Raw genomic sequence first — 22546 nt, 5'->3', positions numbered from 1 at the left:
CCGCTACGACAAGCGCGGCTACATCTACCTCGGTACCGTAACCGCCGCAGCCCTCACCATCTGGCTCCGAACATGATCGGCCGGACAATCCCTAGTCGAAGATCACGCAGGACGCGGCGGGGACCCCGATGGACCCAGCGCGGCTCGGCACGCCGGTGGCCGGGTCCAGAGCGAACCAGGTCACATCACCGGAGCGCTCATTGGCGACGTACAGCAAACCCCCGGACTCGTTGATCGCGCGCGGCCAGTGACCGCCGCAGGGGACCGTCCCGACCAGCTTCAGTTCATCCTCGTCGACGGCCAGCACGGACAGGACGTCCTCCCCGCGCGTGGCGGCCCACACGAACCGCCCGTCCGGCGCGGCGACGATCCCGGAGGGGTAGGCGTCGTCGTCCGGTGAGCCGGGCAGCAGCGGGACCTCGGAGAGGGGCTTGAGCGAGCCGTCGGCGGCGCTCCAGCGGCAGACGGTGACCGTGGGGGTCAGCTCGTTCACGATGTACGCGTGCGTGCCGCCGGGGTGGAAGGCGAGGTGGCGCGGGCCGGAACCGGGGCGGAGCGCGATCTCACGGTGCAGGGCGAGACGGCCGCCGGTGAGCGTGCACACCCGGACGGAGTCGGTCCCGAGATCGACACTGACGACCCAGCGACCGCTCGGGTCGGGCTGCACCTGGTGGGCGTGCGGCCCCTGCTGCCGGGGCGTGTACGGGCCCGCGCCGGAGTGGGCGAACACGTCGGACGCGGCCGGCGCCAGCGTGCCGTCCGGGCGGACCTGCACCGCGCTGACGCTGCCGGAGCCGTAGTTGGCGGTCAGCACGTGTCCCGCGTGCACGGTGAGGTGGGTCGGCCCGCTGCCCCCGACGGGAACGGGCGGGCCAGCCGGCTCCGGTGTGTCGCCGTCGACGCGGTACGCGGCCACCGCGCCCTCGGTCGTCTCGCTGACGGCGTAGAGCATGTCGCCGGTGGGTGCGAGGGCGAGGAACGACGGGTCGGCGACGCCGTCCACGCCGCTGAGCACGGTCAGCGTTCCGTCGCTCGGATCCACGGCCGCCGTCACCACGCCAGGTCCGCCGGCCGCCGTGAACGTCCCGATGAACGCCCGCTGCCCTCTGCCGCCGTGTGTCACCGCTGTCCCCTCTCGGTGGCTGTGCCGTCCGGGGTGACGGTAGCAGCCGATCTCCTGCGGTCTAGACCAAGGGTGGCGATTGGCTCGGGGCTGCTCATCCCGAGGGGGGCGGGGACCAAATCGCGGGGCGACCCCTTGTCCACCGACCGGATCTTCGGCGTGCCGGGCCCTGCGGGGGATGTGTGTTCACCCGGTTGTGTTCGCGTTGGATCCGCGGGTGGAGGTTCTGCTCATAGTGGTTCGGTTTGGTTCGGTTCGATCCAAGCGCTCGTTCTGAGCGTTCGATCAGGTGCCGACCAATGGTGAACCGGAGGGCGCGCGCAAGGGCGCGGCGAGTTCCGCCAAGGCGCGTTCCAGCCCGTGCAGGTGGGCGAGGGCAGGGGCGGGGACGGAGGCGGGGGCATGCGGGTGCGGCTCCGGCACCGGCGCGAATCGCTCCTCCGGGCGACCCGTCAGTGCCTCCACAGCGGCCTCCACCCGCCAGCATGCGGCTGCCAGGCGAGCATCTTGGGACGCCTCCGGATCCGTCGCGACGGCGACAAGGTCACGGATCTCGCGCGCGCAGTCGTCGAGTAGGTCGAGCACTCGGCGGGCCCGCTCTTTGCGGCTGCGCATGGGGTTCAGCGGATGCACGAGGGGGGCCAAGGCCAGCCGGACCCGCCCCAGGAACTGTTCCAGCTCCGCCACGCGTGGGCCCGGATCGGCGTCCGGGTCACCTGCGAGCCGTGCCGCTGCCTGCGCCGTCGAGGCGTGTACGGAGCGCAGGGCGCGCTGGATCCAGGCGTCCGTGACGGCGTGTGTGGTCACCGGCAGAACGAACAGCACGGCGAGCGCGGCCCCCAGCGCACCAACGCCCGTCTCGACCAGCCGCAGGGCCAGCAGCGCGGGATCGAGGACGCCGAGCAGGCCGTAGAGCAGCGAGGCGAGCAGCGTGACCGAGAGCATCATCCACGTGTACGAAACAGCAGCCGTGTAGAAGATTCCGAACACGCACATGATGAGCACAACGGCCGCAGGGACCGGCTCCGTGTGGAGCGGGAGAGCGATCAGCAGGCCGAGTCCCATCCCGAGGACCGTACCCAGGACGCGCCGGAATCCACGGACCAGGGTCTCGCCGCGCGAGGTGGTGTTCACGAAGACCCACCAGGTGGCGCCGACCGCCCAGTACCAGCGCTCCCCCGACACCAGTTGCCCCACCACCAGGGCGAAGCCTGCGCCGAGGGTCGCCTGGACTGCCTGGCGTGTGGTGATCCGGCCGAGTCCGGTCCCGTCGAGCGGCGCGGGCACGGGGACCGGCGGGAGACGGCGTTCGTAGCACCAGAGGCCGAAACGAACAGCCGCCGCGATCAGCACGGACAGAAGCATGGCGGCGTACAACTCGGGCAACTGGGCGGGGGTGGTGTGCAGGAACTGAGCGATGAAGTAGGTCATGAACGCGAACACGCCGAGGCTGTGCCCGCGCGGGCCCCAGCGGCGGGCGTAGACGCCGGCGCCCACCACCGCAAGGAAGACGAGATCACGTGCCACGGCCTGGTCGTGCAGCACGGCCGCCACCGCGAGCACGGGCAGCCCTACGACCGGGAGCAGCGCGGTTGTGATCGATTGATCGCGCACGGTGGAGTCGGTGACGGTGAAAAGGGCGAGCAGCGCGGCGAGTCCCCCGATGACGGCTCCGACCAGGGAGTGTCCGGCGAATCCGCTCACGACGACCGCCAGACCGATGCCGAGCACCGCCCTGAGGGCGAAACGCATCCGCATCCGCCCCGGATCCGGAGCCGCGAACACCGTCTTCAGCACTGCCACCTACCTTTGGCCCTTTGGCCGACTTGATCGAGCGAGCACAGGAATGGCACATCGAATGCGCACATCGAGTGGGCACGCAGAACGAACCCGTGATGCGGACACCTGGAACGAACACGTGGAACGACGACCGCGGAACCCGGATCGCCACATGCTCGCCCCGCCACCGGCCCGCATCGGACCGTCGCGCATGACAAAGGCGCCGCAGAGGTCCGCAGCGCCATCGACCTCCCCATGACAACATCTCGCACATCACTGGCTCAATCGGCATTCTGATGACTGAGCCATTGGTACAGAGAATTCCGCTCACGCCCATCCATGAGCAGACCAATGGCCCATGGCCGGGAACTGGGCATACGGGAAAGATCCAGCCACCGCCGGCGACGACGGATCTACCGAAGATCGACAAGGAGGTTCGGCGTCATGGCCGTGGACGAACTGGACACCCGCATTCTGCGGCTGTTGCTGGACCAGCCGCGCACGAGCGTGCGCGAATACGCACGGATCCTCGGCGTGGCCCGTGGCACGCTTCAGGCCCGCCTGGACCGGCTCGAACGGGATGGAGTGATCACGAGCACCGGCCCGGTCCTCTCCCCGCCCGCGCTCGGCCACCCAGTGCTCGCATTTGTGCACATCGAGGTCACTCAGGGTCATCTGGACGACGTAGGGGAAGCTCTGGCCTCGGTTCCGGAGATCGTGGAGGCGCACTCGATCACTGGTGGCGGAGATCTGCTCACCCGGGTCGTGGCGCGGGACAACGCCCACCTGGAGGACGTCATCCAGAAGCTGATCAGCCTCCCCGGGGTCGTCCGGACCCGCTCCGAGGTGGCCTTGCGCGAACGAGTACCCCACCGGCTTCTACCCCTGGTCAAATCGATCGGCCGCTCGGTGCGCACATGATCGGCCGAGCACGGTGTCGGCCAACCTGATCGATCTGGAAACGATCACCCGATGGCCGACCGATCGCTTCTCCTTGGCATGCTGGTCCCATGAGCACCCTGCGCGGCCTCTCGGTCGTCTTCGATCTCGACGGAACGCTCGTGGACAGCGAGCCGAACTACTACGAGGCCGGCCGGCAGGTGCTTGCCGCCCACGGCGTTCCCGCCTTCTCCTGGGCTGAGCACGAGGAGTACGTCGGTATCAGCACCCTGGAGACGGTCACCGACTGGAAACGGCGGTACAGGCTGACCGCATCGGTTGACGAGTTGCTCGCCGACAAGAACCGCGTGTACCTGGAGCTCGCTCGGGCCTCCACGCGCGCGTACCCCGAGATGCGCGAGTTCGTGGCGCTGCTGGCCGCTGAAGGGGTTCCGATGGCGGTGGCGTCCGGCTCGTCGATAGAGGCGATCAAGGCAGTGCTGGCAGGCACCGGCCTGGACGCTTTTCTGCACACCCTGGTGTCCGCCGACGAGGTCGCCCGCGGCAAACCCGCACCGGACGTCTTCCTGGAGGCCGCACGCCGCCTGGGCGCGGACCCGGCCGACTGCGTGGTGGTCGAGGACGCAGCCCCCGGTGCAGTCGCCGCCCATGCCGCCGGGATGCGCTGCATCGCCATTCCGTACGTTGCCGCCCAGGCGGATGCCCCGGAGTTCGCGACGGCCGGGCTGCTGGTGCGGGGCGGTCAGTCGGAGTTCACGGCACGGGACGCGTACGCGTGGCTTGTGCGGTCGCTGCCGGGGACGTGAGTGGCCGGCTGACGGGCCCTCTCGCGCTGGGCGCGGTCTGTGGTGACCCGTGGCGGTGTGCGCGATCGATGGGGTGGCGCCTGGTGTTCGTTTCGTTTCCGGTTCTCGATGCGCCTTTCTGGGGCCGATGCGGGTTCTCCGGTCGGTGTTTGGTTTCCGGCGACCGTGTTCGTTTCCGGCCCGACGGAGGCTCCTGATGCTCGTCCGCGCACCGCCGGTGGGCGATTAGAGGCGTTCCGGTCAGACGTTGGCCGGCTTCGGCGGCGGCGAGGGTTCAAGAGCGGCGGCGAGGGCGTCCGCGCTTCGCTCCGGTGGTCGAACCGCCCCGCGTTCGCGCAGTCGTCGGCTTCTTGCCGCCGGCGGGCTTCTTGTTTCCCGCTGCCTTGCGCTGGCCCGCCCCGCCCCCCTCGGTGCGCTTTTCCTTGGGCTGCGCTTCGGTCTTGGTCCGGCCGCGGGTGCTGTTGACCGTCCGGCCGCGCACGATGCCGATGAAATCCTCGACCAGGTCTGTCGTGGCGTCTTCGCGCCAGGAGAGGGCGACGCTGGACTGGGGGGCGTCGAGGAGCGGGCGGTAGGTGAGGTCTTTGCGGTGATGGAGCCGGGCGAGGGACTGCGGAACGATCAGGACACCCACGCCTGCCGCCACCAGTTCGATGGCGTCTTCCGTGGTGGCGGGGCGGTCGACAGCGGGTTTGCCGGGCAGTGTGGCCCAGTCGAGAACGTCATCCAAAGGGTGGAACACCACATCGTCGGCGAGATCGCCGACCGCGACCTCGTCGACTGCTGTGATCAAGTGATCTTTCGGCGCGACGACGACCGTCGTCTCGGTGTAGAGCGGAATGGCGCTGAAGATCGTTCGATCAACCGGCGACCGAACGATCCCGGCGTCCGCACGGCCGTCGCGCAGCATCTCGAAGACTTCTGCGGCCGACGCGGCGAGAAGGGTCAGCGGTGTGTCGGGCAGGCGCTCGTTCCAGATCCGCACCCACTTTCCGGGGGTCGCCCCGGGGACGTATGCGAGCCGGAACGCGGAGGGGGTCTCGGAGCCTGTCACCTCGCCAGGCTACCGGCCGTGACCGGAAGCCTCGTGTCCGGCGGATAGTCTGGACAGCATGAAGTCGCACCAGACCGCCCAGACGATGAAGCCCGCGACCGCGGCGAAGAAGTTGGGCGTGTATCTCCCGGCCACCCCCACCGAGTTCCAGGAGGGCGATGTCTCGCGTGCCGAGCTGAACCAGCTCCAGGCCGATCCGCCCGAGTGGCTGCGCGAACTGCGACGCAACGGTCCGCACCCCCGTCCGGTGGTCGCGGCCAAGCTCGGTGTGTCGATCGCCGGTCTCGCGCGCGGCGGTGTGACCGAAGCGCTCACTAGCGAACAGATCGAAACACTCAAGCAGGAACGGCCGACATGGCTGGAAAAGGAACAGGAGACGCAGGCCGAGGTGCGCAAAGAGGCGGCCCGGCTCAAGCAGCGGGACACCGAGCGGGCGGAGCGGCCCGGTCCGCGCGACTGAACCCGACCGGGATCTGTACGCGGCGGGCGTCTGATAGCGAATGGCCGCGCAGTTGATCACTTCCGAGGCGTGCGCACCGCTCGGCGCTCGCTTCGGGCGACGCAGGGATGGGGTGCGGTTACTGCTCGCCCGGCCTGTACCCCTTGGTGGCGCAGAGGGATCCGGCCCGTGACATGCGTCGCCGACCGGCCGGCTCGGGGGAAGGCGGAGAGCAGAGCTCTGGCGTGTGGTGAGGACAGGGTCGATCACCGCCGAGCGGATGGTACGTATCGGCCTTCACACTGGCTGTCGTCTGGACGGCGGTCCTGGCCACGGCGGCGGCCCTGCCCAGCACCACCGGGTCCTACCCCGGCTTCCACCAGTCGATGCTGGGCGGGAAGACGGTGTACGACCTGCGCTACGACGGAGTCCTGGCCGATCCACGGACCACCGCCGTCACCCGCGATCTGCTCGCCGGAATGTCGCTACCGGGGGCGGCGGTGACGTCCAACATCAAGCTGGTGCTGCCGCCGGCGACGCTCAGGGAGCTGACCCAGCCGCAGATCCATCGATGGTGGGAGTCGGCCGGACGCGGGTGAGCTGGACGCCCGCCAGTTCGTGATCGATCGCGCACACGTGTGTGAGCGTGAGCGCGGCCGACCGGTGAACTTCGTCGCGGTGGACTATGCGTCGATCGGCGGTGCCCAGTATGCGGTGGCGGCGCACAGCGCGCGGGACAGTGGCGCTGATCCCTCGATCACAGGACGATCAGGCGAACACGCAAGCGACCTGGTGACAGTGACACGGTGGCCCGACCGGGTGATCGACCATCTCGGGCCTACGCCACCGTGTCGGCCTCCAGCGGTTCCTTGAACTGCGTGCGGTACAGCTCCGCGTATCGTCCATCCGTTGAGATCAGTTGATCATGTGTACCGCGCTCGACGATCCGGCCGTCCTCGACGACCAGGATCAGGTCCGCCGCCCGTACGGTGGACAGGCGGTGGGCGATCACCACGGCCGTGCGCCCCTCCAGTGCCTCCGTGAGTGCCTCTTGGACCGCCGCTTCGGAGGTGTTGTCCAGGTGAGCCGTGGCCTCGTCCAGGATGACCACGCGCTGCCGGGCAAGGAGCAGGCGGGCGATGGTCATGCGCTGGCGTTCGCCGCCGGAGAGTCGGTAGCCGCGTTCACCGACGACCGTGTCAAGGCCGTCGGGCAACGAGCGTACAAGGGTGTCGAGGCGGGCGCGGCCCAGTACGCCCCAGAGTTCGTCATCGGTGGCGCCGGGGCGGGCGAGCAGCAGGTTGGCACGGACGGTGTCGTGGAAGAGGTGGCCGTCCTGGGTGACCATGCCGAGCGTTTCGCGCAGGGAACCGGCGCTCAGATCGCGGACATCGACTCCGCCGATGCGGACGGCGCCCTGGTCGGTGTCGTACAGGCGAGGGAGCAGCGCGGCGATGGTTGACTTTCCGGCGCCCGATGAGCCGACGAGGGCTACGGTCCAGCCGGGTTCGGCACGGAAGGAGACGCCGTGCAGGACTTCGGCGCCGCCGCGGGTGTCGAGGGAGGCCACTTCTTCCAGGGAGGCAAGGGAGACCTTGTCGGCGGCCGGATAGGCGAAACGAACATCGTCGAACTCGACCGACACCGGTCCGTCCGGAACCGCGAGCGGATCGGTTGTCTCTTCGATCAGCGGTTTCAGATCCAGTACCTCGAAAACACGCTCGAAGCTCACCAATGCGCTCATGATCTCGACGCGCGCTCCGGCGAGGGCGGTCAGGGGTGCGTAGAGGCGGGTCAAGAGGAGGGCGAGGGCGACGATGGAACCCGCGTCCAGTGTGCCGCGCAGGGCGAACCAGCCGCCCAGGCCGTAGACGAGGGCGAGCGCGAGGGCCGAGACCAGGGTCAGGGCGGTGATGAACGCGGACTGCGCCATGGCGGTCCGTACGCCGATGTCCCGGACCCGGCGGGCGCGTACGGCGAACTCGGTCGACTCCTCTTCCGGGCGTCCGAACAGCTTGACCAGGGTGGCGCCGGGGGCGGAGAAGCGTTCGGTCATCCGGGTTCCCATGGCCGCGTTGAGGTCGGCCGCCTCGCGCTGGAGGCGAGCCATACGGCTGCCCATGCGCCGGGCGGGCACCACGAACACCGGGAGCAGGACCAGCGCAAGGAGAGTGATCTGCCACGAAAGGGCGAGCATCACGGCGAGAGTGAGCAGAACGGTCACGATGTTGCTCACGACTCCGGAGAGCGTGTTGCTGAAGGCTCGCTGAGCGCCGATCACATCGTTGTTCAGTCGGCTGACCAGCGCGCCGGTGCGGGTGCGGGTGAAGAACGCGACCGGCATGCGCTGCACATGGTCGAAGACAGCGGTGCGCAGATCGAGGATGAGCCCTTCGCCGAGCATGGCGGACAGCCAGCGGCCCAGCAGTCCGAGCGCGGCCTCGGCCACGGCGATGAGCGCGATGAGCAGGGCCAGGTGCACGACGGTGTCGGCCTCGCCGCCGGAGACGATCGTGTCGACCACGCGCCCGGCCAGGACGGGGGTGGCCACGGCGAGCAGTGCGGTGACCATCCCGAGCAGGACGAAATGCGTGATCCGGCGGCGGTGCGGACGGGCAAAGACGGCGACCCTGCGGAGGGTCGCACGGGCGAGGCGCCGATGCCCCTGCTGGGCGTTCATGACGCTCTGCAACTGGGACCAGGCGGTGATTTCCATGCTCATGCCGTGGACGGTAGGACCTCAAGCAATCTTGAGGTCAAGTGACCCAGAAGAGGTTGCACGGGGAGGTGGAAGGCGGGGACTTCAGAAGCCATCGAGCAGGCTGGGAGCGATCGCCACTTGTTCGTTTAGGTGTTCAGATGTTCGTTCGCGCATGCTCGAGGTCGGCTTCCGCAGGCTGTTCACTATCCGCGCATGCTCGACGCCCGCACCTTCAGCTTCGGAAGGATCGAGAGATGGTGGATCGGGCGATCCGGATTGATCAGGCGGCGCACGAGCAGATCCACGGCGGCGGCTCCCACAGCGTGTTTCGGCGGGGCGACCGCGCTGAGCGGCACATCGGCGAGCGCCGCCACCTCGTCGTCGTACGCCACCATCATGGACAGGTCCGGGATCTCCACGCCGTGCGCCCGGAGGCGCTGGAGGATGACGATCGCATCATGGTCGTCGTGCACGAACATGGCGCCCATCTCACCGTCCTGGGCCTTGTCCACGAAGTCCGCGAGCATGCGCTCCCGTTCGGCGGGCTTGCTGCCCGGTGATGGCAGCCGGTACACCGTCGCGTCGCGGGGGCTCCAGCCGCTGGCGGTGAGTCCTTCGAGATAGCCCTCGAGGATCAGCTCACCGTGCCGGGTGTCGTCGCCGAGCACCAAAGCGATCACCTCCGGGCAGCCTTCGGCGAGGTGACGGACGGCGATGCGTGCGGCGTGCGCGTGATCGGTGACCACGCGATCGGCTTCCCATGTGTCGTTGTCGGCGTGGCGTTCGATCAGTACGCAGGGGATGTCGAGGCCGGTCAGCCAGCTCTCCGCGGTGACCGGGCCGCAGGGGGTGATCAGCAGCCCGTTGATGCCGTCCTCCAGCATGCGGCGGGCCTGGGTGCGCTCGTGTTCGGCGTTGTGCTGCGAGATGCCGAGCACGAGGCGGATCCCGCGCTCGGCGGCGGCTTCACGCGCGCCTTTGATGATCTCGGGGTAGTGGTGGTCGGCGGCCGGGACCACCAGGCCGATGACGAGTTCACGGCCGCCGGCAGCCTGGACCAGCGCCGATGTGTCGGACACGACGGCCGTGCGCCGCCCTCGGGGCTCGGAGAGGACGGCGCCGCCGTGAACCCTGGTGAGCAGTCCGCGTTTCGACAGTGCCTCGACGTCGCGGCGGATGGTGATCGCGGCGACTCCCAGTTCCCGAGCCATCTCGGTGACCCGCATGGTGCCTCGCTCGTGCAGCCATTCGAGAATTTCCTGGTGCCTCTCTTCGGCATGCACGTGACCGGGCTCCTTCGCCTTGTCCATCGGATGGAGCAGCGAGTCTAGTGCCCGAATGATCGAAGATGAACGTTTCTGCGCGAACAATCAAACGTTCATCACTCCATGTGATGCTCTGTCGGGATCCGCCTCAGCGTGCGCCGGTCCAGTTGTGGGCGACGTCCACCACGATCCGGTCGTTGAACACCAGGACACGGAACGGCAGCCGTGCCCGTACGCCGAGGCCGAGCTGGGTGTCCCCCTCGAAGCTCCCGGCGAAGCGGGTGTCCTTGAAGGTGGGATAGCCGGTGAGGTTCACACCGGGCAGCGGCTGGGCGACACGCCCGGGATACGTGGGACTGCCGGTCTGGGGGTCGTAGGAGGGCGCGGCCACCCGGACCTCGATCACGGCGCCACCGCCGACGGCGATCGGGCGGCCCGTTCCGTCCTGATAGAGCCGGTCCACGTAGCGGACGGTGTAGCCGAGGCCCTCGCCCGCGCCGGGCGCGTCGACGACCATGCGGTCGTAGCAGTCGTGGGTACCGGTCCTGACGTTCGTCAGGGACGCGGTCGCGGTGGCGGTACCGGTCTTGTCGGAGCTGCCCCAGCCGGTGGGGCAGGCGGCCTGTGCGGACGGCGTGGAGGCTCCGGCCGCGGCGGCCGGCGTGGCCGCCACGACGGAGGCGGCGCCCAGGAGCGTGAGCGCGGCCAGGACAGTTCTCTTCGTACGTGCCATGACATCCCCCTAGGGAGGGCGATATTGGGATGTGTACTTGGACACCCGGTATCGCCGAATGGTTGTGTCTCGTGCGTGCCGCGGGCGAAACGAACACCGATGGAGTGTTCAGTGGGCCCGGAACGCCTCTTCCAGCCACCAAGCGCCCCGGTCACGGGTCACCTTCGCGTCGATCAGGAGAGGCGAAGACCGTGGCCCGGTGCACCAGTTCCCCACGGCCTTGAGATCGTCGAGCGTGCGGACGGTGAGGGCGTCGAAGCCATGGCCCCGGGCCACCGCGGCGATGTCGGTCGCCGGGAACTCAACTGTTTGCAGGGGGAATCCGTCGGGTCCGAAGTGGTGAACCTCCGCCCCATAGGCGTCGTCGTTGTAGACGACCACCACCATGGGGAGTGCCAGGCGGCGTACGGTGTCGAACTCGGCGACGCCCATGAGCGCCCCGCCGTCCCCGAGGGCCGCCACCGGAAGGCGGTCGGGGTGGGCCAGCGCCGCGCCGATGGTGGTGGCGAGGCCGAGGCCGATCGACTGGAACGCCTGGGTGAAGCAGAAACCGTTCTCGTCCGGCACCGAGAGGTACATGCTCGGATAGCCCATGAAATTGCCCGAGTCCACGCCGATCACCCGTTCAGCCGGGAGAAGATCGTCCAGAGCGATGGTGAGCGTTCTGGGATCGATCCGATCATTCGTGCTCGTGTCGTCGTAGGGCACATCGCGCCAGCGGACGCGGGACGCGATCGAGTCGCCGACGGCCGTGGTCCGGTAGCCCTGCCGGGATGCGGCGCCTCGTTCGAGCACACGGTGCGCTGTGAGTTCCACGTCGCCGGTGACGCCCAGGTCGATCGGCCTGTGCCGGCCCAGGGCGGAAGGATCGTCATCGATCTGGACGACGTTCGTCTGTGATCCGATCAGTGAGCCGTGGCGTGTCGTCCACATGTTCAGGGCGCAGCCCCAGCCGACGATCAGATCGGCGCCCTGGGTGAGTTCGGCCGTGACGGGCGATGCGAAGCCGCCGGAGACGTCGAGGGACCAGGGGTTGCCTTGGAAGAGGCCGCGGGAGACGGCCGAGGTGGCGAGCAGGGCACCGTACCGGTCGGCGAGGTCCACCAGGGCGTCCCTGGCACCGACGCCGCGGGCGCCTCTGCCCGCGACGAACACCGGACGCCGGGACTGGGCGAGGAGTTCCGTCAGCGAGGTGATGTCCGCGTCCATGGGGGCGATCGGCTGACGTGTGGGCGTCTGGATTGTCCGGGGCAGAGCCGTGTCCGAGGCGTCCAGGAGCTGGATCTGGAGGGGCAGTTGGAGCAGGACGGTTGTTCGCTCGATCACGGCGGTGCGGATCGCTGTGCGGGTCTGCGCGACAGCATCGTCCGCCGAAGTGATCCGGGTCGTGGTCGCGCCCACAGCACGGGCCAGGGCCTCTTGGTCGACGTAGAAGTTCGACCGGGGTTCGGTCGCCTCCGGGGCGAGCACGATCAGCGGGGTACGGCTCTTGGCCGCTTCGGCGATCCCCGTCAGCGCGTTGGTCAGGCCCGGCCCCTGGTGGACGGTCAGTGCCGCGACACGGCCGCTCATGCGTGTGTACGCGTCGGCCATGGTCGCGGCGCCGCCCTCGTGGCGGGCGGCGACGAAACGGGCACCGGCCGCGATCAGGGCGTTGGTGACATGGAAGTTGCCGGAGCCGACGACGCCGAAGACATGGTCCACCCCGGCTGCCGCGAGGGTGCGGCCCACGGCCTCCGCGGCCTTCATCAGCCCTCCACCAGGGCCAGTACGCGCGCGGGGGCGCCGGAACCGGTGACGATGGGCAGGGGTCCGGCGATGACGACGGCGCCGGTCGGCGGCAGCGTGGCCAGGTTGCGCAACTGGGTGAGTCCGTACTTGTCGCTGCCCATGAGGTAGGAGTGGCAGGGGAAGGCGGGGTCGAAGGAGTGGGCTCGTCCGGCGTCGGTGCCGACGGTTTCCACACCGAGGCCGATCACCGGTGATTCCTGCGCCACCCAGCGGGCGCATTCCACGGACAGGCCCGGGGTGTGCGGACCGTTCTCGTCCGCGTTCAGAAAGGAATCCTGCGTGATCGAACGATCATCCCAGCCTGTTCGAAGCAGCAGCCAGCCTCCTCGGGGCAGTGGTCCGTGGTCCGCCTCCCACGCCTTCACATGGTCGACCTCGACAAGGAAGTCGGGGTCCTCAGCGGCCTCGGCCGTGAAGTCGAGCACGACGGCGGGGGCGATGAGCCGACTCGCGGGGACGGAGGCGACGTCGTGGAGGTGCTTGCCGGTGGCCCAGTGGTTCGGGGCGTCGAAGTGGGTGCCGGTGTGTTCGCCGGTGCGGAAGTTGTTCCAGTACCAGGCCGGGCCGCGGTCGTCGTAGCGGCTGATCTCCTCCAGTTCGAACGTGGCGGTCTGACCGAATTCCGGGGGCAGTTGGATGATTGGTGTGGAGGACGAGAGCGGCGAGGTGAGATCGACGATCCGGATCGATCCACTGGTCAGTCCGGAGACGAGCGAGGCGAGGACGGACGGCTCGGGCATGCGGTACCTCCCTGGACGGCGAACCTGGGACGTCAGGATCCCAGCAGCGTGGCGGCGCTGGTCAGGGGCGGGCTGCGCGGTGATTCGTTTCTTCAGTGGCGGGACGGCTGATCGGTCCGACCTCAGATCACTCCATCGGTACGCATGCGCTCGATGGTGGCGGCGTCGTAGCCGAGGGCGGTGAGGATCCGGTCGGTGTGTTCGCCCACGCCCGGTATGGCGTCCATACGCGGGCAGGTGCCGGTCAGGTCGACCGGGGGCAGGAGCGCGGGGACGGGGGTGCCGTCAGGGAGGGATACGTCGCGCCAGCGGTCCCGGGCCGCGAGCACCGGATGGGCCACGAAGTCCATGACGGCGTTCACACCGGCGTTGGCGATGCCGGCGGCGTCCAGCAGGTGCATCGCCTCGGCGCTCGCCAGTTGATCGAACCGCTCGGCGATGATCGTGTTCAGTTCGGCGCGGTTGCTCACACGATCGGAGCCGGTGGCGAAGCGCTCATCGTGAACGAGTTCCGGGCGCAGGAGGAATCGCTCGCACAAAGAGGTCCATTCACGTTCGTTCTGGATGGAGAGGAGTACGTCGTTGCCGTCGGCGGCGGTGAAGGTGCCATAGGGGGCGATCGTGGCGTGCTGGGTGCCGATGCGTGGCGGTTGGGTGCCGCCGAAGCGGGTGTAGTAGGCGGGTTGACCCATCCATTCGGCGAGCGCCTCGAACAGGGACACCTCGACCGCCCGTGCCACGCCTGTGGCGGCTCGGGTGAACAGGGCGGTGAGGATGCCCGAGTAGGCGTACATTCCGGCGGCAATATCGGCGACGGAAATGCCTACTCGGGCGGGTCCGTGTTCGTTTCCGGTGAGCGAGACCAGGCCCGTCTGGCACTGGATGAGCAGGTCGTACGCCTTGCGGTGGGCCCATGGTCCGGTGGAGCCGTATCCGGTGATCGTGCAGGTGATCAGGGAGGGGAGGCGTTCGGCGAGCGAAGGCGCGTCCAGGCCGAGGCGGGCGGCGGCTCCAGGGGCCAGGTTCTGGACGAATACGTCCGCTCCGGCGAGCAGACGCTCCAGCACTTCGCGGCCCCGGTCCGACTTGAGGTCGAGTGTGATCGATTCCTTGGAGCGGTTCAGCCAGACGAAGTAGCTCGACTGGCCGTGAACAGTGGTGTCGTAGCGGCGGGCGAAGTCCCCCTCGCCCGATCGTTCGATCTTGATCACTTGAGCACCGAGATCTGCCAACTGGCGGGTGGCGTAGGGGGCGGCCACCGCCTGTTCGACGGAGACAACGGTGATGCCGGAGAGGGGGAGGTCACGGGCTGGGGTGGTGGTCATACGGGCCTCCAGGGGGCTGGGTGCGAGTGTCATCATCCGTGCTCCGCGCCCTGTATGGGTCATGGCTGTTCCCACCATTCTCGGTGCCCGCCGGTGGCGTACGCGGTACACAGGGTGCGTCACCTGGTTGGCCTGGAGGACGGCGTGTGGGTCCTTCAGGGGTGGTTGCCGGGCGTCGGCGGAGCGAAGTAGCGCTTGCCGGAACCGGGTACGAAGAGCGGGGCGACGTCCATGGCTACCTCGTCCACCAGGTCAGGGGTGGGGCACTGTTGACTCCGGGGCTGTCGACGTCACTGGCCGCCACTCCGACGGTGCGTCCGTCGGTGAGGTGTTGGCCTTCTCGATCACGCGGGACGGGTCGCCGAGGAAGCGGTCCGCGGCGTCGGGGTGTCAGCCCTCGGGCCTTGGACGGCGGGGCTCGGCGGCCGGATGGCCCCGGCCTGCGGCTTGGCCCTCACAGTCTTGGGTGCTGCCGAACAGACGGCAGCCGACGGCGCGGGCCCCCGCGCTGTCCAGCATCGGTCCTACGTGGTCGGCCGAGGCACGGGAGACCTTGGCGCATTGATCGATCCGCACATCGCCGTTGGAGTGTTGGTGGAACAACGGGCCGATCTCGGCTACCCGATCTGATCGTCGCTGTCTACATGCCCGCGTGCAGATGGGTTGCCCACAGGGTCGGCGTTTCGGGAGAGCGGGCAGCGTTCCGCGCGCACAGCCATGTGGAGGGCCTGGGCGGGGGTTGTCGGCGTGTCGTCGGCCAAGAGGGAGGTGTAGAAGGCGTTGGCGATACGGGTGGACACCTCGTCATCAGCGGTCCACAGGGTGCCGACGACGTGGCTGTACCCGGCGATAAGGAAGCCGCCCCGTGAGGTGGACGGACGCGTCGGTGAGAGCGTGGTGGGCCTGGGTCGTTTCGCAGGCTGGCAGATAGGTGAGCCGGGCGTCGCGCAGGTGGGCCGGGCGGTGTCGGGGAGGGTGAGGGGTTGTTCGAGGTGGTCGTGGAGCAGCATGCGGCTTCCGTCGAGTGCGTCCGGGTCGCTGACCGCATGGCAGCCGAAATGAACCCCAGGGATGATCGGGCCGGGCCGCGAGCACAGGGCGCCGTATCGCCTTCTCGGAGGTGAGAACGCGGCTGTCGGGGCGGTGCGGGGGAGGGTGGTTGTCTCGGCGGTCACGCCGGGGAGGCGGGGAGGCTCGGTGTGGTGGGCAGGGCGACCACCAGGGGGGCGGTCAGGGCGCGCCGGGCGGGTGCGGCGCGATCCCGCGCGGTGGTCAGGGCTCGGAGAGCTGGGGCGTACGACGAGACCACACGGTCGGGTACGCGTGCGGCTCAGCCCGGTATCCGCCAGTACTGCCGTTTTCCGTTGTCCCGTACGACCACGCCGAGGCGGAGCAGTTCATGGCGGAGTTCGCGGGCGTCCTTGTGGTCGTCGTTCTTGCGGGCCGCCGCGCGGGCGATCAGGAGGGCGTCCGCGCCTGCGGGTAGCCCGGAGGCGCCGGGGACCCAGCGGCGGAAGTCGTTTCGGTACGGGTCGGTGTCGGCCCAGGTGTAGCCGTGCGCGGTGAAGGTATCGGCCACCTGCTGCCAGCGGAGCCCGCTCTGTTCGCGAGCGATCTCCATGCCGTTGGGGGCGAGCAGGACCAGGTCTTTGTCATCCCGGACAGCCATGCCGATCCGGTCATGGGTGAACGACCCCGAACAGTCTCGGATGTTGAAGGTCACGCGGTTGCGGGAGATGCGGACGGTGAGGGACTCGTGCACGCCGATGAAACCGACCAGGAGGCCGAGTGCCGCGCCGACGGCGATGGCTCCGACGGTGAGGCCCGGTTCCGGGATCGAGGCGAGGAGTTCGGCCGGACCCTTCAATGGGGCCCAGCGCAGGGTGGTGAGCCAGTCGGCCAGCAAGGTGATCACCCAGCCGCCGACGGCACCGCACGTGACGCAGAGGAGCACGCCGGCCCAGGGCGACTCCGCGATGACGGTGGTGCCGTCGTCGTCCGTGCCGGGCTTCGTGTCGTTCTTCGTGGCTGTTTCTGGGTTCTTGTTCTGTTCGCGCTCGGCGCTGTTCATCTGTCCCGTCCCCCGGCTGCGTGTGCCGCTGCTGCGTGTCGGGTCGAGTCTGGGCGCTGGAGTCCGGGGTGTCGTCGGCCAATGGTCTACCCGGCCGCAACTTTGGTCGCGGCGGACCGTTCGGTCGATCGGAGGTTCAGATGATTGTGGTCGTGTGTCTGGCCTGGTTCAGAAGGCCGACGCGGGTGGGTTGTTCGTTCGGACAGATCGCGGTGTTCACTTGGGCCGCTCGCAGAGACGGCGGGTTTGGTCGGCGCAGCCTGCACTAATGTTGCGCGCATGACGCGACGACTCGCCGAGGTGGCCAGGAAAGTAGGGGTCAGCGAGGCCACGGTCAGCCGAGTGCTGAACGGGAAACCGGGAGTCTCCGAGACCACCCGGCAGTCGGTGCTCTCCGCTCTCGATGTGCTCGGATATGAACGTCCCACCCAGTTGCGGGGTGAACGCGCACGGCTGGTCGGTTTGGTTCTGCCCGAATTGCAGAACCCGATCTTCCCCGCGCTTGCCGAGGTGATCGGTGGATCGCTCGCGCAACAGGGGCTGACGCCGGTCCTGTGCACCCAGACCAAGGGCGGTGTCTCCGAGGCGGACTATGTGGAACTGCTGCTTCAGCAGCAGGTCTCGGGGGTGGTGTTCGCCGGCGGGCTGTTCGCGCAGGCGGAGGCGCCTCATGATCATTACAAACTCCTCGCTGATCGAATGATCCCGGTCGTGCTGGTGAACGCGGCGATCATCGACCTTGGCTTCCCGTGTGTGGCCTGCGACGACGCCGTGGCGGTGGACCAGGCCTGGCGCCATCTGGAATCGCTCGGCCATGAGCGGACCGGATTGGTTCTGGGCCCGATCGATCATGTGCCGTCCCAGCGCAAGCTCGCGGCGGCCGAAGAGGCGGCACGTCGGGCGGGGCGGGAGCTGCCTGAGGAGCATGTCGAGCGGACGATGTTCTCGCTGGAGGGCGGTCAGGCGGCGGCAGCTCGGCTGCTGGACCAGGGCGTCACGGGGATCATCTGCGCGAGCGATCCCCTGGCGCTGGGCGCGGTACGGGCCGCGCGCCGGCGGGGGCTCTCGGTGCCGGGCGACGTTTCGGTGGTCGGATATGACGATTCGGCGTTCATGAGCTGTACCGAGCCGCCGCTGACGACGGTTCGACAGCCGATCGAGGCGATGGGCCGGGCGGCGGTGGAACTGCTCAGTACGCAGATCCAGGGCGGCGATGTACCCCCGGGCGAGCTGCTCTTCGAGCCGGAGCTGGTGGTACGGGGCTCCACGGGACAGGCGCCCGGCTGAGGCAGGCGGAAGGCGGGGCACAGGTCCGCCGTCGTTCACGGGAGTAATGCGGCACCAAGCAGTCTGCATGGTCGCGCCAGCAGGACCTTGGATGTCGTGTAGGTGGTACCGGGCGCGGCGGGAACGGCAGCCCGTGTCTGGCAGCCAGCCGGGTGAAGGCATCGGCCGCCGGCACGAGGGTCCTGGCGAGGATCTGGCTCCACTCCGTGCGGCGCCCTCGGGAGGCGTCAGGCCGTGGTCGGCGCAGTGACCGCGCCCGGTCGGAATGCCTCGGCTGGCGCATGCCGGAGGGTGCGGGCAGCGTTGTCCGGAGATGCATCGACGCTGAGTGAGGTGGCGTGGCCATGGATTCCTCTGAACCGGTCGGGCGGGTGGTCGTGGGGGTGGACGGGTCGCCGACGTCGCATGCCGCGCTGCGCTGGGCGGCCCGGTACGGGCGGACGGCCGGGGCGATCGTGGAGGCGGTGTATGCCTGGGACACACCGTCGTCGTCGGGCTGGACCGGGCCGGCGATCGATCCGGAGTTCGATCTCGAACAAGCTCATGAGCGGTTCACGCAGGAGCTGCACCGAGTGTTCGCCGACGATCGCCCGCCGGGACTGCGGGAGCTGCTCGTGGAGGGGGATCCCTCGGAGGTGCTCATTCGTGCTTCGCAGGGGGCTGATCTGCTGGTGGTGGGGCGCAGGGGCATGGGCGGTTTCGCGCGGGCGATGCTGGGTTCGGTCAGTCAGCGGTGCGCCCAGCACGCGGCCTGCCCCGTGGTGATCGTGCGGCCCGACCAGGAGTAGGGCGTCGTCGTCCGCGAGTAGCCCTGCGTGGGATGGGCACAGGCCCTTGGGATCGCGCGGGCGCTACGCGCGCGGCGGGCAAAGGTGCGCGGGGCGCGGGTGGTGCGTGGTTGTGTGGTCAGTGTTCGGCAGGTTCGATGGTGACCTTGAGGTGCTTCATGAGCGGTTGATCGCTCTGTTCGCTGTAGTCGCCGATCGCCACCAGAACGTTCATCTCCGGCATGTATCCGGCCGCGCAGCCGGGCGGGATGTCGTACGGGATGGCCAGGTATCCGTGGAGGTGGCGGTGGGTGCCGTCCTTCGCGGTGCTGGTGATGTCGACCGGGTCGAACTCGGCGAGACCGCGTTCAACCATGTCGTCCTTGTTCATGAAGACAAGGGTGCGCAGGTTCTTCACTCCGCGGTAGCGATCGTTGGCGGAGTAGATGGTTGTGTTCCATTGATCGTGTGATCGCATGGTGCTGAGTGACAGTGTGCCGGGTTCGGGGACGACGTCGGGCAGGGGCGCGATGGAGAACTCGGCGTGTCCCGACGGGGTGCGGAAGACCAGTTCGCGGGCGGGCTGTTTGATCCGGAAGCCGAGGGGGAGGCGGACACGGCGGTTGAAGTCCTCGAAGCCGTCGAGGACCTGGGCCATGGTGTCGCGGATGCGGTCGTATTCCTCGATGTACCACTCCCAGGGCGTCGCGCTGTCCGGCAGGGCGGCGCGGGCCATGCCGGCGATGATCGCGGGCTCGGAGAGCAGGTGCTTCGAGGCGGGCCGCTTCATGCCGACCGACAGATGCACCATGCTCATCGAGTCCTCGACCGAGGTGCTCTGGACGCCTCGCCGCTGCTGGTCCTTCTCGGTGCGGCCCAGGCACGGGAGGATCAGCGCCCGCCGGCCGTGCACCAGATGGCTTCGGTTGAGCTTGGTGCTGACCTGAACCGTCAGCTCACATTTGCGCAGGGCCGCGTAGGTGTACGGCGTATCGGGTGCGGCAAGGGCGAAGTTGCCGCCCATGCCCACGAACACCTTTACATCGCCACGGTGCATGGCCTGGACCGTGCCGACCGTGTCCAGGCCGTGTGCGCGGGGCGGATCGATGTGGCACACCTCGGCCAGCCGGTCCAGGAAGGCTTCACCGGGCCGGTGGTCGACCCCGCAGGTGCGGTTGCCCTGGACGTTGCTGTGGCCTCGGACGGGGCAGGGGCCCGCGCCCTCCCGGCCGAGGTTGCCACGCAGCAGAAGGAGGTTGACGATCTCCCGAACGGTGTCGACACCGTGTTCGTGCTGGCTGATGCCGAGGCACCAGCTAATGATCGAACGATCAGCGTCCCTGTATACGCGCGCCGCTTCGAGGATGTCGTCGCGGCCCAGTCCGGACTGGTGCTCGATCTGTTCCCAGGGGGTCTCCTCGCACAGCGAGCGGTAGGCGTCAAAGCCGCTGGTGTGGCGGTCGATGAACTCCTGGTCGAGCGCTTTCGTGTCCGTCCTGGCCCGTTCCAGCACCGCCTTGGCGATACCGCGGATCAGGGCCATGTCGCCGCCGATGCGCGGTTGCAGGTTCAGGGTGCTGGTGCGGGTGGAGTGGAAGGCGGCCATGTCCACGAACTCGTGCGGGACGATCGTCCGGGTGGCCGCCGCCTCCACCAAAGGGTTAATGTGCACGATCTGCGCGCCACGCCGATACGCCTCGGCGAGCGCGGTGAGCATCCTGGGCGCGTTGGAGGCCGCGTTCACGCCCATGATGAACAGGGCGTCGGTGGTTTCCCAGTCCTTGAGGTCGACGGTGCCCTTGCCGGTGCCCAGGGACGCGGTGAGGGCGCGACCGCTGGCCTCGTGGCACATGTTCGAACAGTCGGGGAGGTTGTTCGTGCCCAGTTCGCGGGCCATGAGCTGGTAGAGGAAGGTGGCCTCGTTGCCGAGCCGCCCGGAGGTGTAGAACGACGCTTGGTGGGGGTTGTCCAGGGTGCGCAATGTTCGTCCGATCAGATCGAACGCGCTCTGCCAACTGATCGGGACATAGTGATCGGTGTCCGGGTCGTAGACCATCGGCTCGGTGAGGCGTCCCTGGTCCTCCAGGTCGAAGTCGGTCCATCCGGAGAGCTCACCGACGGAGTGGCGGGCGAAGAAGGCGCGGTTCACTCGCTTGGGGGTCATCTCCCAGGTGACGTGCTTGATGCCGTTCTCGCAGATGTCCAGGTGCAGGCCCTTGGTGTCGTCGGGCCAGGCGCAGCCGGGGCAGTCGAAGCCGCCGTTCTCATGATTCATCCGCATGATCGCGCGGGGGCCGTCGACGAAGGTGCGCTCGCGCGCGAGTACTTTGCCCACACTCTTGGCCGCGCCCCAGCCGGCGGAGGGATGGTGGTACGGGTGGAAGGACGGTTCGGCCTCGGGGCCGGGGCCGGCGCCGGATTTCCGTGCCGGTCCGGATGCCGCGCCGGGCGCAGAACCGTTCTGATCGGTTTCGGTTCCGGGGCCGCCCTGATCACGCTGATTGTCCTGATCGCCCTGTGGAGCGTTCACCTCGCACTCACCCTTTCACCCCGTCCGGCCACACGCTCTCCCCAGCAGCCGGGACGTGCCCCGGGGCGGCCCAGGGCTCCACGATTCCACAGGGACTCAAAGGCTGCGATTCGACACAGAGGGGGCCTATAGGGCGGGGCTCAGGGCAGCAAGAGGGGCCCTGTTCTTGTGCGCGGTGCATCTCGGGGCGTGAGGCAGCCCACGCCGGCCGGAGTGGCCCCGGTCTCGCCCCGTCGGGTAGACCCGTGACGTGCTCTTCCGTCAACTCGAATACCTTGTGGCCCTCTCCCGTGAGCGTCACTTCGCCCGTGCCGCCGAGTTGTGCCATGTCTCCCAGCCCGCGCTGTCCGAGGCGGTCCGCAAACTGGAGGACGAACTGGATGTGCCGCTGGTGAGACGGGGCCGCAAGTACGAGGGACTCGCCGCCGAGGGAGAGCGGATCGTCGTCTGGGCCCAGCGGATCCTCGCCGACCGGGACGCCCTCAAGGACGAGGTGGACGCCCTGCGCACGGGCCTGGGCGGACGGCTGCGGATCGGCTCCGTACCGACGGCCTCCGGGGCGGTGTCGCTGCTGACCGGGCCGTTCTGTGCGGCGCATCCCCTGGTGACCGTGGAGATCAGCGCGGACATGCAGGCCCGGGGCATTCTCCGGCAACTGCGTGATGTCGAGCTGGACGCGGGGCTGACGTATCTGCACGAGGCACTGCCGGAGGGCTTCCGGACGGTTCCGCTGTACGACGAGCGGTATGTGCTGCTCACCGCGGGCTCCGACGGGGTGCGGCACCGACCGGCCGCCACCTGGGCGGAGGCGTCCCGGTTGCCGCTGTGTCTGCTGACCGGCGCGATGCAGGGCCGCCGGACGGTGGACGGGCTGTTCACTGAGGCGGGGCTGCGGCCGGAGCCGCGGGTCGAGACGGACTCGGTCGGGACGCTGTTCACGCATGTCCGAACGGGGCAGTGGGCGAGTGTCGTGCCGCACGCGTGGCTGCATGTGTTCGGTGTGCCGCACGGTATGCGGGCAGTACCACTGGTCGAGCCCGCGCGCACGGTGCCCGTGGGGTTGGTCACCGTCGCGCGCGAGCCCGAGTCGGTGATGGCCCGTGCACTGGTCGATCTCGCGCGCGGGATCAATGTGGCGGGGGTGCTGGAGCGTTTGCCGGGCCGCGCGGTGAAGTGATCAAAGGTGCGTCGAGTGGATCGAGTCGGGTGGATCGAACGGTCAGTTGGTCGTTCGG

At 68.8% G+C, this 22546-nt stretch carries 18 protein-coding genes and 1 pseudogene; 7 read left to right on the top strand and 12 right to left on the bottom strand.

Going from position 1 to position 22546, the window contains the following annotated elements:
* Positions 1-91: 91 nt before the first annotated feature.
* Together AB0O01_RS29385 and AB0O01_RS29380 are read right to left on the bottom strand one after the other, a co-directional pair.
* Positions 92-1123 carry a lactonase family protein gene (locus AB0O01_RS29385; protein ID WP_365318004.1) on the bottom strand — a complete coding sequence of 344 codons (1032 nt, stop codon included), beginning with the start codon at positions 1121-1123 and terminating at the stop codon, positions 92-94.
* Between the two features lie 285 nt (positions 1124-1408).
* Entirely contained in the window at positions 1409-2920 is a 1512-nt protein-coding gene (locus AB0O01_RS29380; protein WP_365318027.1) for an FUSC family protein, read from the bottom strand.
* Between the two features lie 426 nt (positions 2921-3346).
* Here AB0O01_RS29380 and AB0O01_RS29375 point away from each other — a divergent pair, with 426 nt between their 5' ends.
* The gene (locus tag AB0O01_RS29375) at positions 3347-3823 is read left to right on the top strand and encodes an Lrp/AsnC family transcriptional regulator (protein ID WP_365318002.1); all 477 of its coding nucleotides are present in this window, start codon (positions 3347-3349) and stop codon (positions 3821-3823) included.
* A gap of 89 nt (positions 3824-3912) precedes the next feature.
* Positions 3913-4608, top strand: coding sequence for an HAD family phosphatase (locus AB0O01_RS29370; protein ID WP_365318001.1), 696 nt, complete (start codon positions 3913-3915; stop codon positions 4606-4608).
* Positions 4609-4882: 274 nt separating this feature from the next.
* Here AB0O01_RS29370 and AB0O01_RS29365 read toward each other — a convergent pair whose 3' ends face one another.
* Positions 4883-5662 carry a LysR family substrate-binding domain-containing protein gene (locus AB0O01_RS29365; protein ID WP_365317999.1) on the bottom strand — a complete coding sequence of 260 codons (780 nt, stop codon included), beginning with the start codon at positions 5660-5662 and terminating at the stop codon, positions 4883-4885.
* Positions 5663-5720: 58 nt separating this feature from the next.
* On the opposite strand from AB0O01_RS29365, the gene AB0O01_RS29360 reads away from it, so the two are divergent.
* Positions 5721-6122, top strand: coding sequence for a DUF5997 family protein (locus AB0O01_RS29360; protein ID WP_365317998.1), 402 nt, complete (start codon positions 5721-5723; stop codon positions 6120-6122).
* A 365-nt stretch (positions 6123-6487) separates the two neighbouring features.
* A complete protein-coding gene (locus tag AB0O01_RS29355; protein WP_365317996.1) occupies positions 6488-6700 on the top strand; it encodes a hypothetical protein in 213 nt (70 codons plus the stop codon).
* Positions 6701-6939: 239 nt separating this feature from the next.
* Here AB0O01_RS29355 and AB0O01_RS29350 read toward each other — a convergent pair whose 3' ends face one another.
* The 8 genes from AB0O01_RS29350 to AB0O01_RS29315 form a co-directional block, all read right to left on the bottom strand.
* Positions 6940-8817: an ABC transporter ATP-binding protein gene (locus AB0O01_RS29350; RefSeq protein WP_365318026.1), complete on the bottom strand. Its 1878-nt coding sequence runs from the start codon at positions 8815-8817 to the stop codon at positions 6940-6942.
* Between the two features lie 188 nt (positions 8818-9005).
* Positions 9006-10112, bottom strand: a complete 1107-nt coding sequence (locus AB0O01_RS29345; protein WP_365317995.1) for a substrate-binding domain-containing protein — start codon at positions 10110-10112, stop codon at positions 9006-9008.
* Between the two features lie 103 nt (positions 10113-10215).
* Positions 10216-10800 carry a hypothetical protein gene (locus AB0O01_RS29340; protein WP_365317993.1) on the bottom strand — a complete coding sequence of 195 codons (585 nt, stop codon included), beginning with the start codon at positions 10798-10800 and terminating at the stop codon, positions 10216-10218.
* A 108-nt stretch (positions 10801-10908) separates the two neighbouring features.
* Positions 10909-12549: a thiamine pyrophosphate-binding protein gene (locus AB0O01_RS29335; protein WP_365317991.1), complete on the bottom strand. Its 1641-nt coding sequence runs from the start codon at positions 12547-12549 to the stop codon at positions 10909-10911.
* Positions 12549-13331: a cyclase family protein gene (locus AB0O01_RS29330; protein WP_365317990.1), complete on the bottom strand. Its 783-nt coding sequence runs from the start codon at positions 13329-13331 to the stop codon at positions 12549-12551. Before AB0O01_RS29330 ends, AB0O01_RS29335 begins: the two co-directional genes overlap by 1 nt.
* Positions 13332-13453: 122 nt before the next feature.
* On the bottom strand, positions 13454-14656 hold the full coding sequence (locus tag AB0O01_RS29325; RefSeq protein WP_365317989.1) for a CaiB/BaiF CoA-transferase family protein: 1203 nt from the start codon (positions 14654-14656) through the stop codon (positions 13454-13456).
* A 617-nt stretch (positions 14657-15273) separates the two neighbouring features.
* A complete protein-coding gene (locus tag AB0O01_RS29320; RefSeq protein WP_365317987.1) occupies positions 15274-15666 on the bottom strand; it encodes a CHAT domain-containing protein in 393 nt (130 codons plus the stop codon).
* 320 nt (positions 15667-15986) lie between these two features.
* The gene (locus AB0O01_RS29315; protein WP_365317985.1) at positions 15987-16727 is read right to left on the bottom strand and encodes a hypothetical protein; all 741 of its coding nucleotides are present in this window, start codon (positions 16725-16727) and stop codon (positions 15987-15989) included.
* Between the two features lie 279 nt (positions 16728-17006).
* Between AB0O01_RS29315 and AB0O01_RS29310 the strand changes: the two genes are divergently transcribed.
* Together AB0O01_RS29310 and AB0O01_RS29305 are read left to right on the top strand one after the other, a co-directional pair.
* Complete coding sequence (locus AB0O01_RS29310; protein WP_365317984.1) at positions 17007-18014, top strand: LacI family DNA-binding transcriptional regulator; 1008 nt, start codon at positions 17007-17009, stop codon at positions 18012-18014.
* 344 nt (positions 18015-18358) lie between these two features.
* Entirely contained in the window at positions 18359-18802 is a 444-nt protein-coding gene (locus tag AB0O01_RS29305) for a universal stress protein (RefSeq protein ID WP_365317982.1), read from the top strand.
* Positions 18803-18920: 118 nt separating this feature from the next.
* Here the strand turns inward: AB0O01_RS29305 and AB0O01_RS29300 are convergent.
* Positions 18921-21182, bottom strand: a pseudogene (locus AB0O01_RS29300) (FdhF/YdeP family oxidoreductase); the annotation flags it as partial.
* A gap of 379 nt (positions 21183-21561) precedes the next feature.
* Between AB0O01_RS29300 and AB0O01_RS29295 the strand changes: the two are divergent.
* Positions 21562-22488 (top strand): LysR family transcriptional regulator, encoded by a 927-nt coding sequence (locus AB0O01_RS29295; RefSeq protein WP_365317981.1) that lies wholly within the window; start codon positions 21562-21564, stop codon positions 22486-22488.
* The last annotated feature ends 58 nt before the right edge of the window (positions 22489-22546 follow it).

The sequence above is a fragment of the Streptomyces sp. NPDC093252 genome (assembly GCF_040683675.1).
Lineage (GTDB): Bacteria > Actinomycetota > Actinomycetes > Streptomycetales > Streptomycetaceae > Streptomyces.
The sequence above is the reverse complement of the archived record's forward strand: the minus strand, read 5'-3'. Positions and strand labels throughout refer to the sequence as shown.

Excerpts from the sequence above, each read along its gene's own strand:
- AB0O01_RS29350 (WP_365318026.1), bottom strand. The coding sequence starts at position 8,817 with ATGGAAATCACCGCCTGGTCCCAGTTGCAGAGCGTCATGAACGCCCAG.
- AB0O01_RS29320 (WP_365317987.1), bottom strand. The coding sequence starts at position 15,666 with ATGCTGCTCCACGACCACCTCGAACAACCCCTCACCCTCCCCGACACC.
- AB0O01_RS29325 (WP_365317989.1), bottom strand. The coding sequence starts at position 14,656 with ATGACCACCACCCCAGCCCGTGACCTCCCCCTCTCCGGCATCACCGTT.
- AB0O01_RS29330 (WP_365317990.1), bottom strand. The coding sequence starts at position 13,331 with ATGCCCGAGCCGTCCGTCCTCGCCTCGCTCGTCTCCGGACTGACCAGT.
- AB0O01_RS29360 (WP_365317998.1), top strand. The coding sequence starts at position 5,721 with ATGAAGTCGCACCAGACCGCCCAGACGATGAAGCCCGCGACCGCGGCG.
- AB0O01_RS29310 (WP_365317984.1), top strand. The coding sequence starts at position 17,007 with ATGACGCGACGACTCGCCGAGGTGGCCAGGAAAGTAGGGGTCAGCGAG.
- AB0O01_RS29340 (WP_365317993.1), bottom strand. The coding sequence starts at position 10,800 with ATGGCACGTACGAAGAGAACTGTCCTGGCCGCGCTCACGCTCCTGGGC.
- AB0O01_RS29345 (WP_365317995.1), bottom strand. The coding sequence starts at position 10,112 with ATGGACAAGGCGAAGGAGCCCGGTCACGTGCATGCCGAAGAGAGGCAC.
- AB0O01_RS29355 (WP_365317996.1), top strand. The coding sequence starts at position 6,488 with ATGCTGGGCGGGAAGACGGTGTACGACCTGCGCTACGACGGAGTCCTG.
- AB0O01_RS29305 (WP_365317982.1), top strand. The coding sequence starts at position 18,359 with ATGGATTCCTCTGAACCGGTCGGGCGGGTGGTCGTGGGGGTGGACGGG.
- AB0O01_RS29370 (WP_365318001.1), top strand. The coding sequence starts at position 3,913 with ATGAGCACCCTGCGCGGCCTCTCGGTCGTCTTCGATCTCGACGGAACG.
- AB0O01_RS29315 (WP_365317985.1), bottom strand. The coding sequence starts at position 16,727 with ATGAACAGCGCCGAGCGCGAACAGAACAAGAACCCAGAAACAGCCACG.
- AB0O01_RS29375 (WP_365318002.1), top strand. The coding sequence starts at position 3,347 with ATGGCCGTGGACGAACTGGACACCCGCATTCTGCGGCTGTTGCTGGAC.
- AB0O01_RS29335 (WP_365317991.1), bottom strand. The coding sequence starts at position 12,549 with ATGAAGGCCGCGGAGGCCGTGGGCCGCACCCTCGCGGCAGCCGGGGTG.